This is a genomic window from Pedobacter sp. AK013 (assembly GCF_014205835.1).
Classification (GTDB): Bacteria; Bacteroidota; Bacteroidia; order Sphingobacteriales; family Sphingobacteriaceae; genus Pedobacter.
Genome location: NZ_JACHCQ010000018.1, coordinates 100,897 through 126,723 on the forward strand (window position 1 = coordinate 100,897; position 25,827 = coordinate 126,723).

The 25,827-nt window shown below is 36.7% G+C and carries 25 protein-coding genes and 2 tRNA genes; 21 read left to right on the plus strand and 6 right to left on the minus strand.

Annotated elements, in window-relative coordinates:
- Nucleotides 1–11: 11 nt before the first annotated feature.
- The 11 genes from HDC90_RS13520 to HDC90_RS13570 all read left to right on the plus strand — a co-directional run bounded on the left by HDC90_RS13520 (nt 12) and on the right by HDC90_RS13570 (nt 10,507).
- Nucleotides 12–2,435 (plus strand): ABC transporter permease, encoded by a 2,424-nt coding sequence (locus tag HDC90_RS13520; RefSeq protein ID WP_184467188.1) that lies wholly within the window; start codon nt 12–14, stop codon nt 2,433–2,435.
- A gap of 173 nt (nt 2,436–2,608) precedes the next feature.
- Nucleotides 2,609–3,292 (plus strand): ABC transporter ATP-binding protein, encoded by a 684-nt coding sequence (locus tag HDC90_RS13525; RefSeq protein ID WP_184467190.1) that lies wholly within the window; start codon nt 2,609–2,611, stop codon nt 3,290–3,292.
- A gap of 55 nt (nt 3,293–3,347) precedes the next feature.
- The gene (locus HDC90_RS13530; RefSeq protein ID WP_184467192.1) at nt 3,348–4,151 is read left to right on the plus strand and encodes a helical backbone metal receptor; all 804 of its coding nucleotides are present in this window, start codon (nt 3,348–3,350) and stop codon (nt 4,149–4,151) included.
- 76 nt (nt 4,152–4,227) lie between these two features.
- Nucleotides 4,228–4,530 (plus strand): hypothetical protein, encoded by a 303-nt coding sequence (locus tag HDC90_RS13535; protein WP_184467194.1) that lies wholly within the window; start codon nt 4,228–4,230, stop codon nt 4,528–4,530.
- Between the two features lie 264 nt (nt 4,531–4,794).
- Nucleotides 4,795–4,876, plus strand: a tRNA-Leu gene (locus tag HDC90_RS13540).
- 660 nt (nt 4,877–5,536) lie between these two features.
- Nucleotides 5,537–5,618: transfer RNA gene (locus tag HDC90_RS13545), tRNA-Leu, on the plus strand.
- 175 nt (nt 5,619–5,793) lie between these two features.
- Complete coding sequence (gene tig, locus HDC90_RS13550) at nt 5,794–7,143, plus strand: trigger factor (RefSeq protein ID WP_184467195.1); 1,350 nt, start codon at nt 5,794–5,796, stop codon at nt 7,141–7,143.
- Between the two features lie 60 nt (nt 7,144–7,203).
- Nucleotides 7,204–7,563, plus strand: coding sequence for a four helix bundle protein (locus HDC90_RS13555; RefSeq protein WP_184467197.1), 360 nt, complete (start codon nt 7,204–7,206; stop codon nt 7,561–7,563).
- 57 nt (nt 7,564–7,620) lie between these two features.
- Nucleotides 7,621–8,328 (plus strand): ATP-dependent Clp endopeptidase proteolytic subunit ClpP, encoded by a 708-nt coding sequence (clpP, locus tag HDC90_RS13560; protein ID WP_057932889.1) that lies wholly within the window; start codon nt 7,621–7,623, stop codon nt 8,326–8,328.
- Entirely contained in the window at nt 8,282–9,550 is a 1,269-nt protein-coding gene (gene clpX / locus HDC90_RS13565) for an ATP-dependent Clp protease ATP-binding subunit ClpX (RefSeq protein WP_370576629.1), read from the plus strand. Before clpP ends, clpX begins: the two co-directional genes overlap by 47 nt.
- A 93-nt stretch (nt 9,551–9,643) precedes the next feature.
- The gene (locus tag HDC90_RS13570) at nt 9,644–10,507 is read left to right on the plus strand and encodes an AMP nucleosidase (protein ID WP_184467201.1); all 864 of its coding nucleotides are present in this window, start codon (nt 9,644–9,646) and stop codon (nt 10,505–10,507) included.
- Between the two features lie 309 nt (nt 10,508–10,816).
- On the opposite strand, the gene HDC90_RS13575 is transcribed toward HDC90_RS13570, so the two are convergent.
- Nucleotides 10,817–11,677 (minus strand): RNA polymerase sigma factor RpoD/SigA, encoded by an 861-nt coding sequence (locus HDC90_RS13575; protein ID WP_010601359.1) that lies wholly within the window; start codon nt 11,675–11,677, stop codon nt 10,817–10,819.
- A gap of 452 nt (nt 11,678–12,129) precedes the next feature.
- Between HDC90_RS13575 and HDC90_RS13580 the strand changes: the two genes are divergently transcribed.
- The 3 genes from HDC90_RS13580 to HDC90_RS13590 are packed head-to-tail and all read left to right on the plus strand — an operon-like array spanning nt 12,130 to nt 13,510.
- The gene (locus HDC90_RS13580) at nt 12,130–12,687 is read left to right on the plus strand and encodes a hypothetical protein (RefSeq protein ID WP_184467203.1); all 558 of its coding nucleotides are present in this window, start codon (nt 12,130–12,132) and stop codon (nt 12,685–12,687) included.
- Nucleotides 12,688–12,690: 3 nt separating this feature from the next.
- Nucleotides 12,691–13,299, plus strand: coding sequence for a DUF2975 domain-containing protein (locus HDC90_RS13585; protein WP_184467205.1), 609 nt, complete (start codon nt 12,691–12,693; stop codon nt 13,297–13,299).
- A gap of 4 nt (nt 13,300–13,303) precedes the next feature.
- Entirely contained in the window at nt 13,304–13,510 is a 207-nt protein-coding gene (locus tag HDC90_RS13590; RefSeq protein ID WP_184467207.1) for a helix-turn-helix transcriptional regulator, read from the plus strand.
- 541 nt (nt 13,511–14,051) lie between these two features.
- On the opposite strand, the gene sucC is transcribed toward HDC90_RS13590, so the two are convergent.
- The 5 genes from sucC to HDC90_RS13615 all read right to left on the minus strand — a co-directional run bounded on the left by sucC (nt 14,052) and on the right by HDC90_RS13615 (nt 19,010).
- The gene (sucC, locus tag HDC90_RS13595; protein ID WP_184467209.1) at nt 14,052–15,251 is read right to left on the minus strand and encodes an ADP-forming succinate--CoA ligase subunit beta; all 1,200 of its coding nucleotides are present in this window, start codon (nt 15,249–15,251) and stop codon (nt 14,052–14,054) included.
- A gap of 426 nt (nt 15,252–15,677) precedes the next feature.
- Nucleotides 15,678–15,986, minus strand: a complete 309-nt coding sequence (locus tag HDC90_RS13600) for a hypothetical protein (protein WP_184467211.1) — start codon at nt 15,984–15,986, stop codon at nt 15,678–15,680.
- A 140-nt stretch (nt 15,987–16,126) separates the two neighbouring features.
- Nucleotides 16,127–17,710: a DUF4173 domain-containing protein gene (locus HDC90_RS13605; RefSeq protein ID WP_184467213.1), complete on the minus strand. Its 1,584-nt coding sequence runs from the start codon at nt 17,708–17,710 to the stop codon at nt 16,127–16,129.
- 365 nt (nt 17,711–18,075) lie between these two features.
- Nucleotides 18,076–18,372, minus strand: coding sequence for a transcriptional regulator (locus HDC90_RS13610; RefSeq protein WP_184467215.1), 297 nt, complete (start codon nt 18,370–18,372; stop codon nt 18,076–18,078).
- Between the two features lie 2 nt (nt 18,373–18,374).
- Nucleotides 18,375–19,010 carry a hypothetical protein gene (locus tag HDC90_RS13615; RefSeq protein ID WP_184467217.1) on the minus strand — a complete coding sequence of 212 codons (636 nt, stop codon included), beginning with the start codon at nt 19,008–19,010 and terminating at the stop codon, nt 18,375–18,377.
- Between the two features lie 209 nt (nt 19,011–19,219).
- Here HDC90_RS13615 and HDC90_RS13620 point away from each other — a divergent pair, with 209 nt between their 5' ends.
- From HDC90_RS13620 to HDC90_RS13650, 7 genes are all read left to right on the plus strand, one after another.
- On the plus strand, nt 19,220–19,870 hold the full coding sequence (locus HDC90_RS13620; RefSeq protein ID WP_167293615.1) for an ABC transporter ATP-binding protein: 651 nt from the start codon (nt 19,220–19,222) through the stop codon (nt 19,868–19,870).
- A gap of 115 nt (nt 19,871–19,985) precedes the next feature.
- Nucleotides 19,986–20,465: a hypothetical protein gene (locus HDC90_RS13625; RefSeq protein ID WP_184467219.1), complete on the plus strand. Its 480-nt coding sequence runs from the start codon at nt 19,986–19,988 to the stop codon at nt 20,463–20,465.
- Between the two features lies 1 nt (nt 20,466).
- Entirely contained in the window at nt 20,467–21,075 is a 609-nt protein-coding gene (locus tag HDC90_RS13630) for an HAD family hydrolase (protein ID WP_184467221.1), read from the plus strand.
- A gap of 2 nt (nt 21,076–21,077) precedes the next feature.
- Nucleotides 21,078–22,568, plus strand: a complete 1,491-nt coding sequence (locus HDC90_RS13635; protein WP_184467223.1) for a S41 family peptidase — start codon at nt 21,078–21,080, stop codon at nt 22,566–22,568.
- A 147-nt stretch (nt 22,569–22,715) separates the two neighbouring features.
- Nucleotides 22,716–22,982 (plus strand): hypothetical protein, encoded by a 267-nt coding sequence (locus HDC90_RS13640; protein ID WP_113951378.1) that lies wholly within the window; start codon nt 22,716–22,718, stop codon nt 22,980–22,982.
- A gap of 49 nt (nt 22,983–23,031) precedes the next feature.
- The gene (gene dprA / locus HDC90_RS13645; RefSeq protein ID WP_184467225.1) at nt 23,032–24,126 is read left to right on the plus strand and encodes a DNA-processing protein DprA; all 1,095 of its coding nucleotides are present in this window, start codon (nt 23,032–23,034) and stop codon (nt 24,124–24,126) included.
- 157 nt (nt 24,127–24,283) lie between these two features.
- Nucleotides 24,284–25,645, plus strand: a complete 1,362-nt coding sequence (locus tag HDC90_RS13650) for a pyridoxal-phosphate dependent enzyme (RefSeq protein WP_184467227.1) — start codon at nt 24,284–24,286, stop codon at nt 25,643–25,645.
- Nucleotides 25,646–25,827: the final 182 nt, after the last annotated feature.

Here is a 25,827-nt window from a genome sequence, read left to right on the forward strand (position 1 = left end):
CCTTAACCTGTATGTTTAAACTGAATTTAAAAATTGCACTGCGCAACCTGTTTAAAAACAAAATTTATGCCGCCATCAATATTGGTGGTTTGGCCATTGGCTTGACTGCTTTTGTGTTAATGCTGTTATACATTAACCACGAAGAAAGCTACGATACCTGGGATTCGGCACTTAAAAATGTTTATCAGATCAGGGAGCGCCATAGTTTTTTCACGCCAGATAATAAAGAGCACCTGCAAGAATCGAACGAAAGCAGGGTAGGGAGCCTCATCCGCCATAAGGTTCCACAGGTAATTGCTGTTACGAAAGTGGATCCCGATTGGGATTTTAGGACTGGTTATTCTGTTAGGGTGGGCAATGCCGATCCCATTACAGTTAACAGGATGAAAGATTCTGATAGCAGTTTCTTTCATGTTTTTAAGTATAGGTTTTTGCAGGGCAGCGAAAGTAATGCATTAATTGCACCAAAATCAGTTGTATTGAAGCAGAGTCTGGCCAAAAAAATATTTGGCGAAGGTAATGTTCTGGGTAAAGTGATCAAAGTAGCTGTCTGGCAAGGAGATAAAGGCATGGATTTAACGGTGACCGGAGTGGTAGAAGACCCTCAAACGCCCGAAACGGCGGGTTTCACAGCCATTATGCGTACAGGAAATAAAGATAAGGACCCGGTTAATCCAACAAATAACAATTATTGCCAGGTTTATGCCAGGGTAAATGAAGGAACCGATCCTGAACTTTTAAACCAGACCCTTAAAAGGGTTTATACTGATTATAAAAAGTCAACAGCGCCACTTAAAAAAATTGAATACAAAAGTTATTTTGCCGATGGTAAATACCTTCAGTTAAAAGCAATTCCGTTAGCTGAAGTTCATGGCAACCGTCCGTTTGAGTTAAGCTGGCTTGAAAAATTAAAGCCTGTAATAGCTATCTGTGTGTTTCTCCTGTTGGTGTCTATTATTAACTTTGTTAATATGGCAACTGCCCAGTCAGTTCAACGTGCTAAAGAGGTGGGGGTTAAAAAGGTGATGGGGGCCTATAAACAGCAACTGATCGCTCAGTTTTTGTTGGAGTGTGCATTACAGAGTATAGTTGCCCTGTTCCTGTCGGTGATATTGATTGAGGTATTATTGCCTTCGTTCAACACTCAATTTCATGTTGATCTTAGTTTTTGGCATAACCCACATCTTTTCAATATGCTTTTACAGCTATTCGGTCTTTTTACGCTGGTAACTTTATTGGCCGGTTTTTACCCTGCCTGGATCTTATCCAATTACGATCCTGCTTCTGTATTAAAAGGCAATTACAGCGGCAGTTTAAAGGGCATAATTTTACGCAATGTGCTCGTGGTTTTTCAGTTTATCATTTCGGTCACCTTTATTATTGCCATAAGTGTGATGCACCTGCAAACAAGTTATCTTAATAATAAGGATTTAGGTTTCGAAAGGAGCAATCTCATTAACATCAGAGCAGGTTATGATCAGGATCTTGCAGATAAGATAAAGCGTATTCCCGGGGTGCAGTATGTGGCTACCACAACCCAGGTAATGGGAAATGCCTTTAACGTTCCGGAGGAGATACAATATAACGGCAATAAAATTTCATTGAACACGGTAACCATAAGCATGGATGCACTTTCGGCCCTGGGTGTAAAACTTTTAAAAGGACGTGTTTTTTCAAGAGAATATAAGCAGGATACTATTAATACCGTTGTGCTTAACGAAGCTGCAGCAAAGCTGATCGATAAAAATCCGGTTGGTAAAAGTTATAAAATCGCTGACGAGCATAAAATGCTTAATTTTCAGATTATTGGTGTAATTAAAGATTATCATAACGAAGGTTTTGACAAGGAAGTACTGCCAACACTTTATAAAGTAACCACTTTAGGCGGCACATCCTCTACCAATAACCTGATTGTAAGGTTGAACAGCGATAAAAATGCTGCCATTATCGAAAAAATAAAGGCCGAATGGAAACATAACTATCCCGATTTCCTGATGGAGTACACCACTTTGGATAGTGCTTTTGATAAAGTGCTCGAAAATAATAAACGTTTTATCAGTATGATAGTGCTGTTCAGCATTGTTTCTGTTTCACTTTCACTACTAGGTCTGTTTGCCCTATCTACTTTTGTAGCAAAACGCCGTACAAAGGAAATTGCCATGAGAAAAATTTTGGGGGCATCCAATATACAGATTGTTGGTCTTTTAAATAAAACGTTCCTGGTTTTGGTAATCATTGCCAACCTCATCAGCTGGCCTGTCGCCTATATTGTGGTGAAAAAATGGCTTAATGGTTTTGCATATCGTATAGATTTACCGTTATACCCATTCTTTCTGGCTACTGTGGTTTCAATCATCATTGCGGTTTTAACCGTAAGTATACAGGCCCGGAGGGCTGCTTTAGCAAATCCGGTAAAAGCACTTAAATATGAATAAAGACATTTGGTTTAAGGTAAAAGGTTTAAGGTAACATACCCTGGCTCCTCAATCCTAAATAAATATGTTCTAAACCTTAAATATGAATAATAGCATAAGGTTTAATGTAAAGCGTTTAATGTTAATCTGCGTTAAACCCTAAGCCTTAAACCCTATGCCCTAAAGCTTAAAATATGATACAACTTACTAATATCGAAAAGTATTACGCCAATAAAGGTGTTAAAAACTATGTGTTACGTTTGGTAACCACTACTATTAATCAGGGCGAGTTTGTTTCCATTATGGGGCCATCGGGCGCCGGGAAATCGACATTGCTTAACATCATCGGCATGTTAGAAGAGCCAACTTACGGTACTTATAACTTCCTGGGCGAGGATGTAACCAGTTTAAACGAACGTAAACGCATCGAATTATACCGCAACCACATCGGTTTTGTTTTTCAGGCTTACCACTTAATTGATGAAATGACAGTTTACGAAAATATTGAAGCCCCATTACTGTACAAAAAAGTAGGTAGCTCCGAGCGGGCAAGTAGAATTGCCGACCTATTAGACCGCTTTAATATTGTGGCCAAAAAAGATTTATTCCCTAATCAACTTTCTGGAGGCCAGCAGCAATTGGTTGGTATAGCGAGGGCACTGGCCGCTCAACCGTCAATTATCCTGGCCGATGAGCCAACTGGTAACCTGCAATCGGCGCAGGCTGAAGAAATTATGGCGCTGTTTAAAAAGCTAAATCAGGAAGATGGTATTACCATTATCCAGGTTACGCACTCCGAAAAAAATGCCCAGTATGGAAATAGGATTTTGCACATTGCCGATGGTATAGTAAAAGAAGATGTGGCGGTAATAGCTTAATATAATTTCTAATAGTATTAGCCCTTTTTAGCTGTGGTTAAATTACCTTTGCGCTATGCAAAAAACGTTTACCGATCAGATGGGGCGGGAGGTTACTATTAATTTTCCACCTAAACGGATTATTTCTATAGTACCCTCCCAAACAGAATTGTTATTTGATCTGGGATTGGATCAGGAAATTATCGGATTGACCAAATTTTGTATCCATCCGATAGAAAAGTTTGCCGAAAGAACCAAGGTTGGCGGAACAAAAAAGCTCAACATCGAATTGATCAGGGATTTAAAGCCCGATTTGATTATTGGTAACAAGGAAGAGAATACCCAAAGTGATATAGAGGAGCTTGAAGCAGACTTTTCGGTTTGGATGAGTGATATTTTTACTTTAGATGATGCTATGAAAACCATCGGCCAGATAGGGGCGCTGGTAGATCGCGAACCAGAAGCCAGCTACCTTAACCATTTAATTTCTGCCGGATTTAATGATCTGAAAGCACTTGCACTTCAACATCGTATTGATAAAAAGGTAGCTTATCTTATCTGGCGTAAACCTTATATGGCTGCAGGGAAAAATACATTTATAAACGATATTCTGCTCTTTAATGGTATGACGAATGTAATTGAAGATGAACGTTATCCAGCTGTAACATTACAACAACTGAAAACAACCAACTGCGAACTGATTCTGCTATCGTCAGAACCTTATCCTTTTAGCGAAAAACATATGGAAGAAATACAAGCGGCTATTCCGGAAGCAAAAATTATACTGGTAGATGGAGAAATGTTTAGCTGGTACGGAAGTAGGTTAGTTAAAGCTGTTCAATACTTTTTTGAGTTTCAGAAGCAGATTACTAGCTTTTAAAGGCAAATTTTTATAATTTGTAGCATATAGCTAGATCATCCCGTTATCATAGCATTACTTTAAAAAACATAAACCGATGAAAAAAGTCTTAATTCTATCCCTGTTCGTAGCCGTAATTTCCAGTTGTGGTTCAATAAAAAACGGAGGGAACTCCAGTACCGTTACTGCAAGTGGAACAATTGAAAAATTAGGTATGACTACCTTTCAGTACGGTACACATTTATTAAAAGCAGACAATAAAACTTATGCCTTAAAAAGTGCAAACATAAATCTTGATACTTATTTAGATAAGAAGGTTACCATAAAAGGGAAAAAGGTTTCTGGCTATCCGCTGGAAGGCGGCCCAGAGTTGGTTGAGGTGACGTTGGTAAAGTTTTAAGAGACGTAATTGTTAGCTAAAATACGCCCTGCTGAACTTGTTTCAGCATCTTTTTAGATTGAACTTCTATTTGAATAATTAAGTCCCGATTGCAAGTAGCTTTAGCTCCTAAAAAACAACTGATAAAACAAGTTCTGGAAGACAATTTCAATGCGCTGTACTTCGCAGATTATTGTTAAGTAATTTTTGTTTCTTAGAAAGCAATACAAAAATTTGATTATTCAATTTAGTTTCTATCTTTGCAATCCTTAAAACATCCTATCTGCGGAAGTGGCGTAATTGGTAGCCGCACCAGACTTAGGATCTGGCGCTTCACGGCGTGGGGGTTCGAGTCCCTTCTTCCGCACAACAAGATTAACCGTTCCGATTTAACATCAGAACGGTTTTTTTTATGGCATAGGTAATTAATTCTGTAATTGGTGTTACTGTTCAGCTATTTTTAACCACAGAGGCACATGGACGGTGTATTTGTTATATATTCAATTATATAATTAATTGTTTTTCTTTCTATACACTGCAAAAAAATAGCTAAAAGAAGATTTCCTGGCCGTCCCAGAGGGACGATTCCACGGTAGCCAATTGTAAAATTGGTGTTTTCGTTCCGTAGGAACGTTTGGCGTTTTAACCATTAATTTTTCATCTATCCTTGCCACCTAAACCTGATCGCAGTGGTTCCGGTTTTTCATCGGAAAGAACGGAGAGCAGGGCTGCATTAGCCCAAACGCTACCGAACCTGCTTTCCAAAAAAATAAATGCTCATAATTTATGCTGAAAACAAAGGCTCTGTTTCATTACTGCGTTAATCCTGCTTTAAGTTACAAGTCTTCGTGGTTTGTGCCCCCTACAAATCGTTACAAAAACTTCTAATAGCCCTGTTATTAAAATTTTTCTCCTTAAAAATTAAAGAGTTAGCGGTTTTTGATCGAAATAATCAATAAAATATTACCGATGTCTTTTGATTATTCAATCTTGTTTCTATCTTTGCAGTCCTTACAACATCCTAACTGCGGAAGTGGCGTAATTGGTAGCCGCACCAGACTTAGGATCTGGCGCTTCACGGCGTGGGGGTTCGAGTCCCTTCTTCCGCACAACAAGATAAAGGCCGTTCCGATTTAAAAATCGGAACGGTTTTGTTTTTAAAAACATTGATTAATAAAAATTGATGTGCTGTTTTAATTGAAGCGATATGTGCTGTTTGTCTCAAATTTCATATCTCGATACTCAAGTCTAATCGTACATCTCAATACTCATATCTCAGAAAAAATGAATATTACACAGGAAAAAACCGGCAACTTAAATGCTGTTGTAAAAATCAAAATCGCACCTGCTGATTACACTGGAAAAGTAGAGAAAGCCATTAAAGATCAAGCTAAAAAAGCACAATTACCTGGTTTCCGTAAAGGAATGGTTCCTGCTGCCCACATTAAAAAAATGTATGGCAAAAGTATCTTGGTAGAAGAGGTTAACAACTTATTAAACGATACCTTATCTAACTATATCGCTGAACAGAAATTAGAAATTTTAGGTCAACCACTTCCTAAAATGGACGATGAACGCGAATTTAAATGGGACAATACAGATGATTTCGAATTTGATTATGAGTTAGGTTTAGCTCCAGCTTTTGATGTAAATCTTTCATCTAAAGATAAATTTACAGAATACGTAATTAAAGCTGATAAAGAAACTTTAGAAAGCCGTATCAAAAATATCCGTCGTAGCTATGGTAAAATGACTAATCCTGAGGTTTCGGCTGATGACGATGTACTTTATGCTGAATTAACCCAGGTATCTGCAGATGGTACTGCTGTTGAAGGGGGTATTACCAGTACAGCAAGTGTTCGTTTAGATCAAATCAAAGATAAAAAGATCCTTAAATCTTTAATTGGTTTAAAGAAAGATGATGAAGTAACCATCGATATCCAAAAAGCATTCGAAGATGCTGCTGTAATTGCAAAAGCTTTAAATATTTCGGAAGAAGAGGCTGCTGCTTTAAAAGCAAGCTTTAAACTTCACGTTAAAAACGTTAACCGTTTAGAAGAGTCTGACTTAAACCAAGAGTTTTTTGATAAATTATTTGGTGAAGGTACAGTAACCGACGAAGCTGGTTTCAGAGCGAAAATTACTGAAGAAGTAGAAAGTATGTTTAAGCAAGATGCTGAACGTAAATTATCGAACGATATTTATGAAGCACTTTTAACTAAACACAATTTCGAATTGCCAGATGAGTTTTTACGTCGTTGGTTAAAAGCTACAAATGAGAAACTAACTGACGAGGAATTGACAGAAGGTTACGATGATTTCGCTAAAAACCTTAAATGGACTTTAATCGAAAACAAAATCATTAAAGATAACAGCATCGAAATTAAATATGAAGATGTAGTTCAGGCTGCTAAAGCTAAATTGGATGCACAGTTCAGAATGTATAGCCCAAGTCCACTTCCAGAAGATCAATTGGCTCAATATGCTGTTCAGTTTTTGCAGGAAAAAGAAAATGCAAACCGTGTTTTCGAAGAAGTAAAAGCATTAAAAACTTTCGAGCAAATCAAATCTGTTGTTACTTTAGAGCAAAAAAATATTGATTACGATAAGTTTATCGCACTTGATAAAAAGTAATGCGTTTGGCGTAAGGCGCTAAGCGTTTTGAAAATGACTGTGCTATCCCTATATTTAGTGATGGCTCAATTTAAATTTCAATCGCTCGAAGTTTGGCAGTTATCAATCACATTAACTGATAAATTACTTGATATAGCTGACCGATTGTCAGTTGATAAAAAATACAGATTTGCAGAGCAGCTCAATGGGGCTGCTCTTAGCATATCCAATAATATTGCCGAGGGTTCAGGTTCCAATTCTAACAAGGAATTCGCTCATTATCTGAATATTGCACGTCGATCTGTCTTCGAGAACGCAAATATTTTAGTAGTTTTAAAGCGGCGAAAATATATTTCTGACACAGAACTGAATGATTATCTGGAAGAATTGGATAAATTGGCACGGAAATTAACCAACTTCAGGAAATATTTATTAAAATAACTTGCGTATTTGGTTAGGCGTTAACACGCTTATCGCAAAACGCCAAACTCATAACTCATGAACATAGATTCACAAGAATTCAGAAAATTTGCCGTTAAACATCAGGGAATTGGCGGTTTACATGTAGATAAATTTATTGCTCAGGCTAATCTGAACCCTAAGAGCATGACACCATATATCATTGAAGAACGCCAGTTAAATGTAGCGCAAATGGACGTTTTTTCAAGATTAATGATGGACCGTATTATCTTTTTAGGTGATGCGATTTACGATCAGAATGCGAATATTATCCAGGCGCAGTTGTTGTTTTTGCAATCAACAGATGCTGATAGAGATATTCAGATCTATATTAACTCGCCAGGTGGCTCGGTTTATGCAGGTTTAGGTATTTACGATACCATGCAATATATACAGCCAGATGTAGCTACAATTTGTACCGGTATGGCCGCATCGATGGGGGCAGTTTTATTGGTAGCAGGTGCGAAAGGAAAACGTGCTGCATTGCCTCACTCAAGAGTAATGATTCACCAACCATCTGGCGGTGCACAAGGTGTGGCGTCTGATATGGAGATCAATTTGAGAGAGATGTTGAAATTGAAAAAAGAATTATACGATATTATTTCAGAGCACTCTGGCCAAACATATGATTGGGTAGAGAAAGCTTCAGATCGCGATTACTGGATGACAGCTGACGAGGCAAAAGGATTTGGTATGGTTGATGAGGTGTTATCGAGAAACGCAAAAAAAGATGGCGAAACAAAATAAAGAATCCCGTTGTTCATTCTGCCATTCTGGCAAGCATGAAACGTTAATGTTGATTGAAGGCATGGATGCATTTATCTGCGATAAATGTGTAACCCAGGCCAATCAATTGCTTGCGCAAGAATTAGGGACCAAAGGGACAAAAAATATTCAAGAGGCGATAAACTTATTAAAGCCTCTTGAAATTAAACAACATCTTGATCAGTATGTTATTGGTCAGGATGATGCAAAAAAGGTATTATCTGTTGCCGTTTACAATCACTACAAACGTTTAAATCAAAAAGTTGATAAAGACGAGATTGAGATTGAAAAATCAAATATCATGTTGGTGGGCGAAACTGGTACAGGTAAAACACTTTTGGCTAAAACCATTGCGAAAATTTTGCATGTGCCGTTCTGTATCTGCGATGCAACTGTTTTAACAGAGGCAGGTTATGTAGGTGAAGATGTTGAAAGTATTTTAACACGATTGCTTCAGGCTGCCGATTATGATGTAACAGCAGCCGAACGTGGCATCGTGTATATTGATGAGGTAGATAAGGTAGCACGTAAAAGCGATAACCCATCCATTACGCGTGATGTATCAGGAGAAGGTGTTCAGCAGGCTTTATTGAAAATTTTAGAAGGTACGGTGGTAAACGTTCCACCGCAGGGCGGACGTAAGCACCCAGATCAGAAAATGATCCCGGTAAACACGAATAATATTCTATTTATCTGTGGTGGAGCATTTGATGGTATCGAACGTAAAATTGCCAATCGTTTACGCACGCAGGCTGTAGGTTATAAAGTAAAGAAAGATGAAACAGTTTTAGATCTTAAAAATCTTTATAAGTATATTACACCTCAGGATTTAAAATCTTTTGGATTGATTCCGGAATTAATTGGCCGTATACCGGTTCTTTCCCATTTAAACCCATTGGATAAAGAATCGTTAAGAAATATTTTGACGGCGCCAAAAAATTCATTAATCAAGCAATATGTGAAGCTTTTTGCTTATGAAGACGTAAAACTTGTTTTTGATGAAGATGTTTTAGACTTTATTGTAGATAAAGCAATGGAATATAAACTGGGTGCCCGTGGTTTAAGATCAATCTGCGAAGCGATTATGTTGGATGCGATGTTTGATACGCCAACGCAGACGGAGGTCAAGGAATTGCACATCAATCTTGATTATGCGATAGAAAAATTTGAAAAGGCCGACTTTAAAAAGCTGCAGGCCGCTTAAAAATTCAAATCCTTCCCGTAATCGGGAGGGATTTTTTGTAATACAGTATTGTTAACGCTAAGCGCCAAACGCTATGCTCAAAACTAAAAGAATATGAACGAAGAAAAAGACGTAAAAAAAGACGAGGAAATAGTAGAGAAATCGAAAAAAGTAAAAGAGGTAGAAACCCCAGTTAAATCAGGATTAAAATCGAAAGATGAAATTGTTAAAAACTGGTTACCACGTTATACAGGGAGGTCGTTAGATCAGTTTGGCGATTATATTCTGTTAACCAATTTCAGTAAGTATGTAACCATGTTTTCGGAGTGGAACGATAATGCACCGATTATGGGTTTGGATAAGCCCATGCAAAGTGTTACAGCCAATGGAATTACAATTATCAACTTCGGTATGGGAAGCCCTTTGGCTGCAACCATGATGGATTTATTAACAGCCATTAAACCTAAAGCAGTCTTGTTTTTAGGTAAATGTGGAGGTTTGAAGAAGAAAAACCAATTGGGCGATTTAATTTTGCCTATTGCGGCGATTAGGGGAGAAGGAACATCAAATGATTATCTGCCAGCAGAAGTACCTGCATTACCAGCTTTTGCCTTGCAGAAAGCGATTTCTACAACCATACGCGATCATGGCAGAGATTATTGGACCGGAACCTGTTATACCACTAACCGCAGGGTTTGGGAGCACGATAAAGAGTTTAAAAAATATTTGAAAACATTACGTGCAATGGCGGTAGATATGGAAACGGCGACGATTTTTACCACGGCCTTTGCGAATAAAATCCCAGCTGGCGCATTACTTTTGGTGTCCGATCAACCAATGATCCCAGAAGGTGTTAAAACCGCCGAAAGTGATAGCAGCGTAACCGAAAAATATGTAGAAACGCATTTGCGTATTGGTATCGATTCATTAAAGCAACTAATCAATAATGGATTAACGGTAAAACATTTGTTGTTTTAAGTTGGCAAAATCATCCTGTGGTCATTTCAGGGTTTTTTAATATCAGTTGTTGAAAGATAAGATGCTGAAATAAATTCAGCATGAAATGGTTAGAGTTAGGGTAATCGTCTTCCTGAACTTGTTTCAGGATTTTTTATTTGAGTTGTTGAAAGATAAGATGCTGAAATAAATTCAGCATGACGGTTAGAGTTAGGGTAATCGTCTTCCTGAACTTGTTTCAGGATCTTCGTAACCGCAATTAGCATAAAGGTATAAACAAAAAAAGATCGGCATCTGCCGATCTTTTAATATCTGTTAGGGTCAAAAATTCTATCCTAAATAAGATTTTAAGATTTTACTTCTTGAAGTATGACGTAAACGTTGTAACGCTTTATCCTTAATCTGGCGAACACGCTCACGTGTTAAATTAAATTTCTCACCAATCTCTTCTAAAGAAAGGGGGTGGTTAGAGCCTAAGCCGAAGAATAAAACGATAATTTCTCTTTCTCTTTCGGTTAAAGTAGATAAAGAACGTTTAATTTCTTCTGATAAAGACTCATTAATCAATGAGCTATCTGTATTTGGCTCGTGGTTTTCCAATACATCTAACAATGTATTTTCTTCACCTTGAACGAAAGGTGCATCCATTGATACGTGGCGGCCAGAGTTACTTAAAGTATCTGAAATTTTATCCACTGTCGTTTCCAGAATATCGGCAAGTTCTTCCGGAGAAGGCTCGCGTTCGTATTCTTGCTCTAATTTAGAGAAAGCTTTACTAATTTTGCTTAACGAACCTACCTGGTTTAAAGGTAAACGTACAATACGGCTTTGCTCGGCAATTGCCTGCAAAATAGATTGACGAATCCACCAAACAGCATAAGAGATGAATTTGAAACCTTTAGTCTCATCAAAACGTTTTGCCGCTTTAATTAAACCCAGGTTACCTTCATTAATTAAATCTCCTAAAGTTAAACCTTGATTCTGATACTGCTTTGCAACAGATACAACGAAACGCAAATTGGTCTTAGTCAATCGCTCTAATGCAGCCTGATCGCCCTCACGAATCTTCCTTGCTAAAATTACTTCCTCTTCTGCTGTTATTAAATCTACTTTGCCAATTTCGTGTAGGTATTTATCTAATGACTGACTTTCACGGTTGGTAATGGATTGCGTTATCTTGAGTTGTCTCATTTATACGAATTGTGTGCTCTTTAATTATTGAGTGTGCAAAGTTACGAAATTGTATAGCAATCCGAAAGGATAAAATGCTGAAAATGTTAATGTTTGCACAAGTTTTTTACAGTTTTACTTAGAGCAAAAATCATTCCAAATAAAATTATGACAGTAAATGTGTTATTACTGCCGTTATAATTGATTTTCGGATATTATTTATTGTAAATCAATAAATATATTTTGATTTATAATAATTTATTATTTATGTTTGTATTGTAAATAATTAAATAAACATGACGTTTCTTAAATTTTCAATAATTTAAGGTGAATATCAAAAGCCATTATTGTGGGTCGTTTTGCGTATGTAATTTTTGTCAGGTCATAGGTGCGAAAATTAAATCAAGAAACCGGCTTCATTATTAAACAGCAAATTAAATTGAAGGCATTACATTTTAAACTGGTATGTAATTATGGAAATTAAAATAACAACCAATCAGATTCTGAAAGTATTACAGATACTTTCGTGGGTAATTTTTATCGGCCTATGTGTTGAAGCAGGTGGGGTACTTGTTAATACAATTATTACCTCATTTATAAATCCGCAGGGCGTGAAGAACTTTTGGGATGGAGCAGATTATTTGTCAAGTGTTTACAAATTTGATCAGGGATATTTTCTGGTCATCACACTCGTGATGATTATCGTTGCTGTGTTAAAAGCAATCATGTTCTATCTAATTGTGAAATTGTTTGTCGATAAAAAGCTCCGTATTTCTCAGCCTTTCAGTTTAGAATTGAAGCATTTTATTTTGATACAGGTTTTTTTAGCTCTTGGGATAGGTTTTTTTGCACATTTAGGCTATAAATATACGATTTGGCTTACAAAACATGGGGTTATGGTTGCTGATCTTAAAAAGTTAAACATGGATGGGGCTGATGTGTGGTTCTTTATGGCTGTAGTGCTTTTTATAATTGTACAGGTTGTGAACAGAGGAATAGAAATTCAGCAAGAAAACGATTTAACGATATAATTTATGAACAATACTACTTACTTCGGTATAAAAGTAAAATGTTGGATCGCATTAGCTTTTATTATTTTGTATTCTCTTTTAACAATACCCAGGTTTTTTACTGCCAAATTTGTAGGGCATATGAATGTAAAGCCAGTGCCTTATGTGTATGATAAGGCTAACTTGGTAAAATTGAGCGACGGTAATACATTTGTTAAGCAAGATGTTGGAGGATTACAATGGAAGCCCAAAAATAAAAAAGAAATCTTTCTTTTAATGTTGGCCGATAGTGAAAGAACCACAACTCCTGATTTAGCTTATTTTTTGATTTTTGTAATATTGGCTATCATCCTGTTTAAAGATGTTGATGAAGCTGCTATTTTTTCTTCGAAAAGTATAACAAAGCTAAGGACTATTGGCTTTTTTATTTTGATATACCCTTTTCTTTTAATCTACTTAAAGCCTCTTTTAAGTAATCTGGCTATTGAAAGCCTAACGGAGGGTAACTATACAGGTATATATTCAATAGAGCCCAATTTAGGGTTTAATATTTGGATATTGCTTATTGGTTATTTTACTTTTATGTTGAATAAAGCAAGAGATTTACAGCAAGAAAACGATTTAACGATATAAGCTTATGCCCATAATTGTAAATTTAGATGTCATGCTTGCCAGGCGTAAAATGTCGCTTACAGAATTGAGCGAGCGGGTAGGGATTACGATGTCTAATCTATCTATACTTAAAACAGGTAAGGCAAAGGCGGTTCGTATGGAAACTTTAGAAGCGATTTGTAGGGCTTTGGATTGTCAACCTGGTGATATATTGGAGTTCCGAGGAGGATAATATATCTATCAGGTTTTTAATCGTTATTGCTAACAGAAAATGGTCTGGTTATATTGGTGTTACCCAATCCCATGGAATCCGGAAAAGGTCGGGCTCAGGGCTCCACTTTGTTACGGTACCGATTCTTCATCGGTATTGAACCTTTATAACCCCAAACAGCACATACGCAAATTAATTAAACCTGCGGGGTCTGATCGGACCCAAGAACCACAAAGTCTGGTTAAATAAACCTGATAGAACGGAAAGCCCGCATCCCGATTTTTCATCGGGAGAGGACTTGAAGAGATAGCAGGACTGCCTCTGCCATAAAAACAGGACCCTTCATTTTCAAAAAAAAATATTGACCACCTAAGGCACCTTAGCACACTTAAGCCAATTGCTATTAGACTTAACCTACGGATTTTCTGGTAAAACCGTTTAAAGGACACCCTGTCCTGCGGATACCCCTCTGGAAGAGGGGAATAAAAAAACCTTCCAGTTTGCACTGAAAGGTTTTAAATATGATATTGCTTTAAGCTTTAGTCTTTCTGCTTTAAGCTTCTTACGCTTTTTCAGCCAAAACTTTGGTCACTAAATCAGCTGCTTCTTTTAAAGCAATTGCTGAGTAAACCTGAAGGCCAGACTCATCAATTAATTTTTTAGCTTCTTCGGCATTTGTACCCTGTAAACGGCAGATAATTGGCACCGGAATATTACCGATTTCTTTATAAGCATCGATAACACCCTGAGCAACACGGTCGCAACGTACAATACCACCAAAAATGTTAATTAGGATTGCTTTAACGTTAGGATCTTTCAAAATGATACTGAAAGCCGCTTTCACGGTTTGTGCATTAGCAGTTCCACCTACATCTAGGAAGTTAGCAGGCTCGCCACCAGCCAATTTAATGATATCCATGGTAGCCATTGCTAAACCAGCACCGTTAACCATACAACCTACGTTACCATCAAGGTTAACGAAGTTTAAGTTAGAAGCACTTGCTTCAACTTCCATTGGATCTTCTTCTGTAACATCGCGCATTGCTGCATAATCAGGGTGACGGAATAGACCGTTCTCATCCAGATTTACTTTGGCATCTACCGCAATTACTTTATCATCAGAAGTTTTTAATACCGGGTTAATTTCGAACATGGAAGAATCGGTTGCTTCGTAAGCTTTGTATAAAGCAGTAACGAATTTTACCATTTCTTTGAAAGCGTTACCGCTAACACCTAAGTTGAAAGCAATTTTACGTGCCTGGAAGCCTTGTAAGCCAACTTTAGGATCAATTTCTTCTTTAAAAATTAAGTGTGGCGTATGCTCAGCAACTTCTTCGATATCCATACCGCCTTCGGTACTGTACATGATGATATTGCGACCTTTTGCACGATCTAACAATACAGAGATGTAGAATTCTTTAGTTTCAGAAGCGCCTGGATAATAAACATCTTGAGCTACTAAAATCTTATTCACTTTTTTACCTTCTGGTCCGGTTTGAGGAGTTACCAGTTGCATGCCGATAATATCGGTAGCGCGTTGTTTAACTTCTTCAAGGTTTTTGGCTAATTTAACACCACCACCTTTACCGCGACCACCAGCGTGGATTTGCGCTTTAATTACAACCCAGTCAGAATTATAATCAGTTTTCAGTTGCTTAGCAGCCTCAACAGCTTGCTCAGGAGTATCGGCAACTATTCCTTCTTGAACGTTAACACCGAAACTTTTTAATATTTGTTTACCCTGGTATTCGTGAATATTCATCTGTTTATATTTTTGTCTTTATCTGTCAGATGGAGCCTTTTACGATAATAATAATATTTTTAATCGTATCGGGTTCATTTGCTACAAAATTTGCCCAAAGCTACAATTTCAAACCCTTTAAACAAATAGCAATTGCCGATTTTTTCAGAAAATGAACGTTTTGTGTTAATCGGGAAATTAATGCCTGTAATGTGTGCTGCTTTATGGTGCCCCGCTGATTTCGCAGATATGTTTTATTTGAAAGTGAGGGGTCGGTTCTCCGTGGCGGCTAGTGGCCCTGCTTTCCGCTATAAGTCCTCGCTACGCTCCGGGCTTACCGCTACAATCAGGCTTAAAAGCGGTTGGTTCCTGGAAGATGCAAAAGATATATTTCCGCTGTGCTAATCATCTTAAATCTGCAGGAACAAAAAAGGTTAATAGTGTTCATTAACTTCCTGCAAAAGGTGTTCCGAATATACCAACAGCTAATTCTGCCCAGACAAGGAATAAGGCCAATAAAATAACAACGAGTATTATTGTTCTTAGGGTGCCTGTTTTTAAATTTCTGATCACCAGTTCAATGGCCAAACCTGTGCTTAACAATAATGTGCCAGCGATTGCAAAATCGGATAATTTCCAATCCACTTCATTAGTAAACTGCATGGCTATTAAAGGAATAGCCAATATTGAAACTATTGTGCTTAAAACAATGATGATTCTTAATTTACCTGAATTTAATGTTTCTTGAATTTTCATGATTTTATATTGATATAACGTTTAATTTTTTAGCTGTAGTAAACCTTTGCTTCCCGGTGCAGCGCACCGGGAAAAACTAAATCCAACAAAAGTTAGCAAAGGCGAGCGGTTAATTGTGCAGGATTTTTAAATATTTTTGTTCATTTTATAGCTGGTTTTTTATTGTTGGTTAAACCAAAATATTCTGCCGTATTCCAATCTTGTAAATTCCATGATAACCAACCTGATTTTTCGTAACGTGCTTTAAAGTAGCTGATCCTGTTATCAAGACGGGTTGAAATCTGATCATTAATGGGACTTATAATTACTTCTCCTTTAGGAATGAAACAAGGACCCATTAGCAATGTATTGCGGTTTTTATCTAATATGGGAAGTGTTTTTTCTGATAAAGAAAGCAGGTAGTCAGCATCAAGAGCAATAGATTTATTGTGGGCAAAATTATATCTCACAATTAAAACATCCCAATTGATGAGGGTGAAAGTCAAGAGTAAGGCAAACCAAATATTTCCATTCACCTTAAAAAGATAGAATATGGTTTTCTGTTTAGCCACTTTAAAATAAACTGTTGCCAAACCGATTATGCAAAGCATAGCGAAGACCAGAACACCAATTCTTTTATGGGTTAAGCCATGAAATTCGATGTAATAACCATCGCGGATAAATACAGAGATGATCAGGATAAAATTTTGAACCATCCAGGTATAGGCCAATAACCTTAGCGTTTTACTGTTATGGTAAAAGTTTAAGTTCCCTCTAAAAAAATAGAGGATTACGGCCATAGCCATTACAATGCTAAAGATTAACGAATTTGTGCCCTGGTGCAGTTCTCCGGAAAAATTGCCCGAAGGTTTATAGCCGAACCAAAGTGTGGTAATATCAATGGCATTTAATAAAAATAATAACAGGTTAAGGGCTACAAACGAAATTACGCCTACAATATACTCGGTTTTTAAGGCCATCTTCCGGGTTAATAGGTTGCCGGTAAATGTTTGTACGATATTGTACCATATTGTTTTCTGATCTACGCTTCTTCTAATCCGTACCAATTGTTCTTTACATTTCAGTTCTGCCTTTTCAAGGCTTTTATCAAAAAATGCAAGCAGTAAACCGCCTGTTAAAGCCAACCCAAAGCAAAAATGCATGATGCGCTCAAAACTTAAGTCTTTAAAAAAGAAGTGGAGTATGCGATCTAAAAAACTCCCAATATTGGTTAAGATTGTCTCGGCGTAATGTGCAAAAACATTACTTGCAGCTGCATACAGGCATGAAAATATGGTTACGATGATGATAGGTATGAAAATATATTTAATCAAAGTAAAAATGGGCTTAAGGCTCACATTGCCAATACTGATTTGGCTTAGGTGTTTTATAGCGTTAAAAGGCATGGTGATCATTTGTAAAATACTGGCAAGAAAAGCGGTAAAAATTGTTCTGATTTGCTGGTTGTGACTAAAACCGATAAACAATAGTAAACTGATATAATAGGTGGCGACTGATAAATCTGAGTTATTAACCACTGCCAGCACCGCCGCTAAAAGATGTGCTAAGCCATAAATTTTTAGTTTGGTACTTTTAAGTACATCTGGGTTAATAAAGGTGATAGTGAGTAAGTAGATGCTGTAAATAAGCAGATTGAGTGCCAATCTTTCTTGCCAAAAGAGAAAAGTAAACAGGAGGCCACCCAGTAAAACAGATAGCGATAAGAGGTTGGATTTATTTTTCATAATGATATGATAATGGTTTATATTTTTAATTGATTACGATGAAAAAATATAGGAGGCTTATTGGGATGTTAAGCAGCATGATGGTTATAGTGACAAGAATCTTCTTCCTGTGTTCCTTATAATACAAAAACTGGATAAGTAATGTAAGTAAAATTAGAACGTTGATTACGGAAGCAGCCAACACATAGTATAATCCAACTGCTACCAAAGGAGTGTATTTACTTAACAGAAAGATTAATAAAATCGTTGTTCCAAAAGCGAAGGAATATACCGCTGTTTTTTGACCAACTCTGATGGTTTTAGGTTCTGTGTTTTTCATTTTTAAAAGTGCTTTGAATTTCAAAGTAATTAGTTAAAAAAATAGCTTATAGCTTCTTAATCATTTTTTCAAGTGCATCTAAATGTGCTTTAAAGGCTTGTTTTCCCAACGTAGTAATAGCGTAAGTAGTACTGGTTTTCCTGCCGATAAAACCTTTGTACACCTTAATAAATTCAGCCTGTTCTAAGGTATTCAGATGTGAAGCCAGGTTTCCATCTGTTAATTCGAGCATTTGTTTCAGGTCGTTAAAACCAATTTCATCGTTTACCACCAGGATAGACATAACGCCCAACCTGATCCGGCTATCGAATATTTTATTTAAATCTGCTATCGGGTTTTTCATCCTTACTGACCTCTCTCATATTTAAAATACATTAAAAGACCATAAACAATGTGCAGTATACCAAAGCCGAAAGCCCAAAAAATTAAGCCATAACCTACGTAAAACATGCATATTAGCCCAAGTATTACCTCACAAAACCCCAGGTAGCGAATATCACTGTAAGTATATTTACTGGCATTAATAAGTGCTAAACCATAAAAAATCAGGCAGCTTGGCGCAATAATGCTATAAGTATTTGGATGGTTGATTAATAAAGCGATGATAAATAATCCACCGGCAAACAGTGGGACAAATAAGTTAATTAAAAGCGATTTAGAGGTTTTATCCCAGATGGGAAGATTGTTTTTCTGACTTTTTCTATAGGTAAATAAAACGCCGCCAGCTAAAGCAATCACCAGAACAAAAATACCAAGTTTTATCAAGTTAAATTCCAGATCCATTTCTCCATCTACACCATAACCGTAGCCTCGTTTATTGATAAATTTGTTAATTTCATCATTGGCAAAGTAAGCCCCAATTAAAGCAATAACACCTGCAAAAACACCAGATAAACCACTCAAAGAAATAAATCTCGATGACCTATCCATCATATGTCTGATATCTTTTAAGGCATTTAATTGTTCTTCCTGAGTGTTCATTTTAAAAGTGCTTTGTTTTTCAAAGTTAAATAGAAAATTGATATCTGCAAATCTTTTTTTGTTTTTTTCCTCCGGGATGATGATACGATTAATAGATTACATAGATTTTAAAGATCCAATCTTCTAGAATTTGTTTTCTAATTTTTGCTATGCTTTTAGTCTTTGTGCTTTGGTCTTTACGCTTTAACCTTTTTTATTAAATTTGAACCATGCTAAAAGCCACTGGAATAAGAAAATCGTACGGAAATCTGCAAATTTTAAAAGGCGTAAATTTTGAAGTGCAAAAAGGGGAGATTGTAAGTATTATTGGCCCATCTGGTGCAGGTAAAAGTACTTTGTTACATATTTTAGGGACATTAGATAAACCTGATGAGGGATCTGTTGAATTAAAAGGTACTATTATAAATAAATTGAACGGCGATTTGCTAAGTACTTTCCGAAACCAGAATATAGGTTTTGTATTTCAGTTTCATCATTTGTTGCCAGAGTTTAGTGCAATTGAAAATATTTGCATCCCGGCATTTATAGCCAAAACCAATAAAAAACAGGCTGAAAATAGGGCGTTTGAACTTTTAGATCTGTTCGGACTTAAAGATAGAGCCCAGCATAAGCCCAATCAGCTGTCTGGCGGTGAGCAGCAACGCGTGGCCATTGCAAGAGCGCTGATCAATAATCCTTCCATTATATTGGCTGATGAGCCTTCTGGGAATTTGGACTCTGAAAATGCAGCCGGATTGCACCAGTTGTTTGTAAGTTTGCGCGATAATTTCCATCAAACGTTTGTAATTGTTACGCACAATGAACACCTTGCAAAAACCAGCGATCGTGTAGTAAGTATGAAAGATGGTTTAATTGTATAAAAGCCAGGATTTAAGGATTGTATGATTTTAGGAAGAACGCACGAGCATCCAACCATTCTCTCATCCAAAATCCTCTTATTCACTAATTTTATTTTATTCATTCAATAATTAAATTTTGAAAATACTCATTACCGGCGGAAATAATGCGAAAGCCTTAAAGCTGATGAAAGCATTCCCAAGTCATTTTGTACTACTGGCCGATTATGGCGATGTGCCCGGCATCATTACAGAAAAATATGCTTTTTCCTCCTTAGGCTTGTTAAACAAAGATAGCATAGCTCACCTTTTGCTCAACTTTTGCATTACAGAAGGGATAGATTGTATCATCCCTTTACACGATTATGAAGTTGAGCCATTGGCTAAGTCTGCAGTGCTTTTTGGAGAGTATGGAATCCAGGTGCTTTTGCCTAATGCTGATGTAATTGCAGATTATTTACCCCGGGAAAAGCAATCTTTTCAAAATTTTGCAGTATATATCCATGGCGACTGTATTTATTCGAGCGGGGAAAATACTGTACCCCAGAAACTTTCATCATCGTTTAATGGGGTATTCGGCTTTAACAATGCCAATGAACTAAAACTTTTTACAATTTAATATGGATGCCTATCAATACGTTCAGGATAAACAACTTGTTATTTTTGAGTTAGACAATGTACTTTTTCCTGAAAAGGACTATCTGTTGCAGGTTTATTACCTGTTTGCACAGTTTATAGAATATACAGAACAAAAAAATGCACAGCCCATCATCAGCTTCATGCAGGCTGAATATGAAAATAACGGAACGGACGGGCTTTTCGCAAAAACAGCAAAGCAATTTGGGATTGATGAAAAATATAAATACAATTTTGATCTCTTGCACTTAAATGCCCGTTTGCCGCTTAAGCTTTTGCTTTTTAAAAATATGCTCGAGTTTATGCAGGAGCTTGTTGTAAACCGGAAGCAGATTTTTATTGTAACGGCCGGTAATCCGGAACAACAACTCAATAAAATTAAGCAAACGGAGTGGAATGGGCTAGAACAATACCTTACTGTTTACTTTACTGAAGAACTTGGCCAGTCTAAAGCAGAAATTTTTCAGAACATACTAAATAGCAATAATTTATCGCCTAATCGAGCGTTAGTTGTTGGTGCAAATAATTTTGATGAACAACAATCTAAATTAATTAATTTGCCGTATATTGTGTCACTAGAAATTTACAAATAAATATGTTTAGAAAATTTATTTCGCAAAACGCATTTTTATACGCTTTGCTTATTGTGGTTGGATTTACAATATCTTGTAAAAAATCGAAAACTGAGCCGGATAGCAATGCTGTGCCACAAGGCACTTCCGGAACCAGGGATGAATTGACTAAAGATTCGATTTACCTGTATGCGCAGCAAACTTATTATTGGAATGTAGGGATGCCAAGCTATTCTGCCTTTAATCCAAGACAATACAGTTCAAATAATGCGGTTTTAGCTGCTTTAAAGGCATTACCAAGTACAGGAGGGAAAGATAAATATTCGTTTATCGATGATGGAACTGTAGCTGGCGAATTAGGTGGCGTAGGTGGAGATTTTGGTTTCTCGGTATTTTTTGCTGGCCCGAGTGATTTAAGAATCAAATATGTATATGCTGGGTCTCCCGCTGGTGTTCAAGGTTTGAAAAGAGGCTATCAGATTACAAAAATTAATGGTAGTACGGATATCAATACAACTGATGCAAGGATAGATTATATAGTAAATGCTATTTTTGGTACAAACCCAACAGTTACATTAACGGTTTTAAAACCAGATGGGACCAGTCAGGATGTAACGATAACCAAAGCGAGTTATAGTATCAACCCGATACTTTTTACCAAAACTTATACTATTGGCGCAAAAAAGGTGGGTTATATTGTATTCAATAGCTTTACTACTAATTCTGCTACGTTATTGGATGCTGCATTTGCTCAGTTTGCAACAGATGGCGTTAGCGAGTTGGTTGTTGATTTAAGATATAACGGTGGTGGTTCGGTAGCCACATCAGAGGCTTTTACAAATTTAATTGCCCCTCCTTCGCAAAACGGAAAAGTAATGTATACCACTTACTGGACGCAGACTATGCAGGATAATCAAGCCACTATTCTTCAAAACCAGAAGTTTTATGCTAAAGGTAACGATGGTGTAACACGGATGTATTCTTATTTTGATTATTCTTATAAGCCTACGGTTGCAGCCGGAAATCAGGAAGTTTTTGCTAAACGGGGACCATTGAATAACCTAGCCAGGGTCTATTTTATTGTAACTAGCAGTACTGCATCAGCAAGTGAGTTATTAATTAATAATTTAAAGCCTGTAATAGATGTTAAACTCATCGGTAAGAAAACTTATGGCAAGCCAGTTGGTTTTTTCTCTATCCGTATTGATAAAAATGATTTATACATTCCACAATTTGAAACCAAAAATCAATTAAATCAAGGTGGTTATTTTGATGGGATGGCAGTTGATAAAGATATTTTTGATGATGTAACCAAAGATTTTGGAGATCCGACAGAAAAACTATTGGCACAGGCCTTATACTATTCGGCGAATGGAGGTTTCTCTTCTGTAATTAAGGATAATGCCATTAGCAGTACTTCACCACTATCTAAAACCCAGGTTGAAGATCTTTCTGGTAAATTGGACCATGAGTTTAAAGGTATGATTGAAACCAGGAAACTGAAATTTAAGTAGTTAACTATCTTAATACAGAAAAGGTCGGCTTTGTAGTTCAAAACCGGCCTTTTTTTATATAATTATTACAGTAAATGTGCAAAAAGGTGTTGCATTTTTTCTAAAAAATCGATAAGCTTGTTTAACATTAATCGTTAAAGAGACATCATGCCAATAGAAATTGTAGAAAAGGAACACATCAGTTATTTAAATATCATCAATGCAAAAGAAGATCACTCCGAAGAATTAAAAACAAAACTTAATGAAGCTCAGCGGTTGGGGAACGAATTTAAATCAAAAGCAGTTATCACCTTTAATACAACCATCGGCGCAAAACGTGTTGATACCACCGTTTGGGCAGTAACAGAGAAATATATACAGCTAAAAAACAATATTCATATTCCGTTAAAAAGTTTAATCGATATCGATTTTTAAGCTTGCTATAAGGAAATAAATCATCCCGCATTTATTTAACCTTAAAAATATGAGCACGCTACATAAAATTGCCTTAACTTTTATTAAATCTATTGGCCCTGTAACGGCCAAAAATCTTCTTGCCTATTGTGGAAGTGCTGAAAATATATTTTCGGCATCTAAAAAACAATTGTTACAGATTCCGGGCATTGGAGAAAAAACTGTTGAAGCCATCCGTGGCACCGATGCGTTAACGAGGGCGCAGCAGGAACTCGATTTTGTTGAAAAACACGATATCGAAGTATTGTTCTTCTCCGACGGTAAGTTCCCCAAACGTTTAAAAAACTGTTTCGACTCCCCAATTTTGCTTTATTCCAAAGGCACTGCTGATTTTAACCAGCAGCGCATCATCAGCATTGTTGGCACCCGTAATGCAACAAGCTATGGGAAAAATCTCTGTAAGGAATTATGCGAAGTTTTAGCGCCGTATAATGTTTTGATCGTTAGTGGCCTGGCTTATGGCATCGATGTAACTGCTCATAAAGAATGTTTAACAAATAATATTCCCACAGTTGGAGTGCTTGGCCATGGATTAGATCGGATGTATCCAAAAATTCATAAAGCGGTTGCTCAGAAAATGGTTTTGAATGGAGGCCTGCTTACCGAGTTTCCAATCTTGACCAACCCCGATCGGCCTAATTTTCCACAAAGAAACCGGATTATTGCAGGTATTGCAGATGCCACTGTTGTAGTTGAAGCATCAATAAAAGGTGGCGCCTTAATTACTGCAGAAATTGCTAATTCTTACAATAAAGATGTATATGCCTTTCCAGGTAGAACAAATGACGTTTTTTCAGAAGGATGTAATTTCCTGATCAAGACCAATAGAGCTGGATTAATCACTAATGCTAACGACTTGATTTATTATTTGGGCTGGGATGATGAAATAAAGGTTAAGCATAATACGCAACAAACTACACTGCAGTTAATGCTTACTCCTAACGAGCAACGGGTTGTTGATGCCTTACAAAATGGTCAACTTTCCATTGATGAGCTTTGCACTCAATTAAATATGCAGCAAAGTAAATTGGCAATTGTAATCCTTACATTAGAGATGCAGGGCATTATTGTTTCTTTGCCAGGGAAAATATATAAACTCCTCTAAGCAAATTGAAATTGCATTTTACCCAATAATCAATCTATAATGCCTATCATAATTATAGATTATGCAATTAAATTCTTTTAAATTTTAATTTTCGAAATTATGTTTCAAATAAAATATAGTTTATAAAATAGTTAATGCCTTTGCTTAATTTTGCGATATGTGGTACAATAATATTTTAGAAACCATTGGCAATACGCCATTGGTTAAATTAAATACGATAACAAAAGGAGTTCCGGGAACAATTCTGGCGAAAATAGAGACTACGAATCCGGGTAATTCAATTAAAGACCGTATGGCGGTTAAAATGATTGAAGATGCCGAGAAAAGCGGTAAGCTAAAACCAGGCGGAACAATTATAGAAGGAACATCTGGGAACACAGGTATGGGCTTGGCTATGGCGGCCATTATTAAAGGTTACAAATGTATTTTTACCACAACTGATAAACAATCGAAAGAAAAGGTAGATGCTTTACGTGCATTTGGTGCCGAAGTAATCGTTTGCCCTACAAACGTTGAACCTGAAGATCCCCGTTCATATTATTCTGTTTCTTCGCGTTTAGAACGCGAGGTTCCTAATTCATGGAAACCGAATCAGTATGATAATTTAGCCAACTCACAAGCACATTATGAGCAAACTGGTCCTGAGATATGGGCGCAAACAGAAGGTAAAATTACACATTTGGTAGTTGGTGTAGGTACGGGTGGAACCATTTCAGGAACCGGGAAATATTTGAAAGAAAAAAATCCGGATATTAAAGTATGGGGAATCGATACCTATGGTTCGGTTTTCAAGAAATATAAAGAGACAGGTATATTTGATAAGGATGAGATTTATCCATACATCACAGAAGGTATTGGCGAAGATTTCCTTCCCGCAAATGTTAATTTTGATGTAATTGATCTATTTGAAAAAGTTACAGATAAAGATGCTGCATTAATGACGCGCGATATTGCGCGTAAAGAGGGTATTTTTGTGGGTAACTCTGCTGGTGCTGCAATTGGTGGCTTAATTCAGTTAAAAGATAAATTAAAACCCGAAGATGTGGTCGTTGTGATTTTCCACGATCACGGCAGTCGGTATATGGGTAAAATGTATAACGAAGACTGGTTGCGAGAGCGCGGATTTTTACAAGATGAAAAACTAACCGCTAAATCTATCCTGGCCAAAAAAGAAAGTACTGAAATTGTAACACTTGATGCACAGAAAACAGTATTAGAAGCGATCAATACCATTAAATCGATGAATATCTCCCAAATTCCGGTTACCCAACAGGGAATGATTGTTGGTAAAGTTGCCGAGAGTGATATTTTATCGGCCCTGCTTGAAAATCCGGGATTAAAATCGGCACCGATTTCAGAAATTATGACAGCCACTTTCCCGTTTGTTGATCTCAATACTTCGATTGATAAAATTTCGTCGTTAATTAACAAAGAAAATTCGGCAGTGCTGGTAGAAGATGAAACCGGCAAGATTGAGATTATTACCCAGTACGATATTATTAATGCAATATCGGGGTAAAAATGTAAGATGGAAAATGGATTAATTTCTAGCCATTCATTATATCGGTCGTCACCCTGAATTTATTTCAGGGTCTTAAAACAAGATAGATGCTGAAATAAATTCACTGTTGTCCGGTTAAAATTGATTATTGAAGATAAATAAGGCTTATTGGCTAATTAAGGTTGTTTATGTTTTAAAAT